3 protein-coding genes and 1 pseudogene are annotated in these 2677 nt (G+C 60.5%); all 4 read left to right on the top strand.

Annotated features, from left to right (window positions below; translation table 11 throughout):
• On the top strand, positions 1-276 hold a 276-nt coding region (gene pilM / locus ABIZ35_RS28580), incomplete at its 5' end, for a pilus assembly protein PilM (RefSeq protein WP_348223355.1).
• Between the two features lie 74 nt (positions 277-350).
• Positions 351-1391, top strand: coding sequence for a hypothetical protein (locus ABIZ35_RS28575; protein ID WP_348223354.1), 1041 nt, complete (start codon positions 351-353; stop codon positions 1389-1391).
• A 13-nt stretch (positions 1392-1404) separates the two neighbouring features.
• Positions 1405-2211, top strand: coding sequence for a hypothetical protein (locus ABIZ35_RS28570; RefSeq protein WP_348223353.1), 807 nt, complete (start codon positions 1405-1407; stop codon positions 2209-2211).
• Between the two features lie 32 nt (positions 2212-2243).
• A pseudogene (locus tag ABIZ35_RS28565) lies at positions 2244-2677 on the top strand (hypothetical protein); the annotation flags it as partial.

The raw sequence follows: 2677 nt of genomic DNA, 5'->3' as shown, positions 1-2677 counted from the left end.
GGCAGCGCCAACCTGCATAACATTGGCGTCTTTCTGCAAAATGAGCTTCAGGTGCCCGTGATCGTGGCGGACCCATTCGCCAGCATGCAGGTCACATCCAAGCATTACGATCCTCAGTACCTTCAATCGATCGCTTCGTCGTTCGCCGTGGCCTTCGGACTCGCGGCTCGCGAGGCTGTGTTCAATGCAAACCCGTTGCCCAAGAAACCACGGCGCCCATTGGTGAGCCGCAAGGCGGCCGATCCGATCGACACCACCAATCCGCCGATGTCTTAAAATAGGCGCGCTCATCCCGGCGTTTTCCGGACATCCGTGATAAACGCCTTTGGGGAGCTGCGAAAAGAACAAGTATGCTTCGAGTAAATTTACTTCCTGGATATGTCGCCCAGCGGCGAATGACGCGAAATCTGACAGCGGTCTTCTCCGCCCTGTTTTTGACGGCGGTGGTTACGCTTTCAGGCGCCACATTCTTCTTCCTCGTTCCCGCGCAGAAGTATATGGAGAACGAAGCCGCGAAAGCGGAAGCGCTGAAGCAGCAAACGGACACCGCGAAGTCCGGCGCGTCTTCAGTGCGAACCGCGATCGCTCCTACCGAAGCGAAATTGCAGTTCGTTGTGGACGCGAGAAATTACAACAAAGAGTGGGCTCGCCTCTACGACACGGTGGCGCGGTATACGGATCCGAAAATGATCTATACCGACGCCACGGTGAGCGGCACAGCGCTGAGCATCAAAGCGTATGCGCCAAGCATTGCCGAAGTAGGTCGGTATCTGGAAGCGATCTATAAGGAACCGGATTTTCAGACGGTTTCGATCGACAAACTTCCTGGTTACCCGGAAGCGGTCGTCAACAAGTATTACCTGGACGGTCAGCTCGTCGGTATCGGCGCTCCGCCCGTAGCGATCCCCGGCCTGCCGGGCGCGGCGGGCGCGGGTGGGGGAGCTTCCAGTGGTTATCCGGGCAGCGGTGGCGGCAGGTCTGCTGGCGGGCCAACCCCTGGCCTTTCCGGCGGTCGTGGCGGTGGCGGCATTCCTGGCGGCGGCGGTGGTGGAGCCACTACTCTTAATATCGATCCGGAAAACCTGACTGGGGAGCGCGTGGCGACACTGGACTCCATTATGGCGAACCAGGTCAACCCGATTGGAACCCCTGCGCAGATCCAGCGTCAGTATGCAAGGGCCATCAGTCGCATCCGTGTCAAGCAGGAGCCTAAAGGGTTTGGCGTTACGATTACGGCGGAATTGAAGAAGCCTCTGACTCCTCCGGCGCTGCCGGGCGGGGCGGGCGCCGCGCCGGCGACGGGCGGTTTCCCAGGAGCCTTTCCGGGTGGCGGCCCTGGTGGCTTCCCCGGCGGCGGCCCTGGAGCTGGTCGTCCGGTTTCTGCAGGTTAGTTAAGGGCTGAACATGCGATTAACACGAATTACGCCGCTGGTAGTGGCAATTATCGGTAGCGTCATGACAATTGCGGCAATTGTCTTGATCTACTTCTTCTTGATCCAACCGATCCGTACGAAGACGGATGAGGCCAGCGCGCGCCGCGAGGCTGCGGTGGGCGCCGGCGGCACGCAGAACGACGTCACTAAGGCGAAGGCGGATCTGGTGAACGCGACCGTGCAGGCGAAGGCGACTACGGTGGCGTGGCATGGCAAGGAAGTTGCGCTGATGCCTCCGTTTGACGTCAGCAAGCGCTATAGTGCGTGGCGTCAGCTGTCGCACGAACTTTCGGAAAACCTTGGGCCTTCTCTGGAGCGCTGGATGGCGCGCTCGGGTGTGGTGCAGCTTTCGAGCATCTCGATCGCGCCTCCGCCCAGCAGCCCGAACGACATTACGGGAGCGCCGCTTGTGATCCCTGTGTCAGGGTCCGACGGAGCCATGTCGGTTGAAGGCGATTTTCGCCGCATTCTCGCGCATCTGGTGAAGTGGAACGACTTCAACCGCCTTGTCATGATCGACAAAGTCGAACTGCACGGAAACAGTCCGTTTATGCAGTGTAAGTACAATGCATCGGTAATTATCTTCCCGCAGAATCCGACGACAGTCGCCGCTCCTGTCACATCGGCCGGTACAGGCGCAGCCGCTGGAGCAGCTGGAGGCTTTGGCGGCGGCCCCGGTGGATATCCCGGCGCAGGCGGGGGGCGTCCTGGAGGCGGTCCCGGCGTTTATCCTGGCGCGAGTGGTGGAAGAAGTTTCCCCGGCGCTCCTGGCGGCTAAACACGGCTGAAATTTAGGTAAAGCATAACATTATGAACTGGATCAAAGATAAGAAGAATTTGCCGATTGTCGCCGGACTCGCCGGATTGGTCATCGTCATCGCTGGGGTTGCGATTTTCATGACTATGAATGCGAACACCCAGACTCCGATCACCTCTGCGCCTTCGCCTGGTGCTTCCGGTTATCCGGGAGCGCCGGGGAGACCCGGCGCTCCGGGGTCACCCTATCCTGGCGCTCCCGCTGCTCCCGGTGCTTATCCGGGGCCTCCTGGTGCTCCTAGTGGTTATCCTGGCGCTCCCAGTGGTTCTCTCGGCGCCACCAGTTCATTTGGAGGCGCTCCCGGCGCCCCCGGCAGTGGATATGGTCCCGCCGTTCCTGGATCTCAAACCGGCGCCTATCTTGGCGCGCCGGGTAAGCCCGGAACGTTGGGTACGCCGAAGCCGCCAATCGTGACGGCTCAGACCGT

This window comes from Capsulimonas sp., assembly GCF_039929585.1.
Taxonomy (GTDB): Bacteria; Armatimonadota; Armatimonadia; order Armatimonadales; family Capsulimonadaceae; genus Capsulimonas.
The sequence above is the reverse complement of the archived record's forward strand: the minus strand, read 5'-3'. Positions and strand labels throughout refer to the sequence as shown.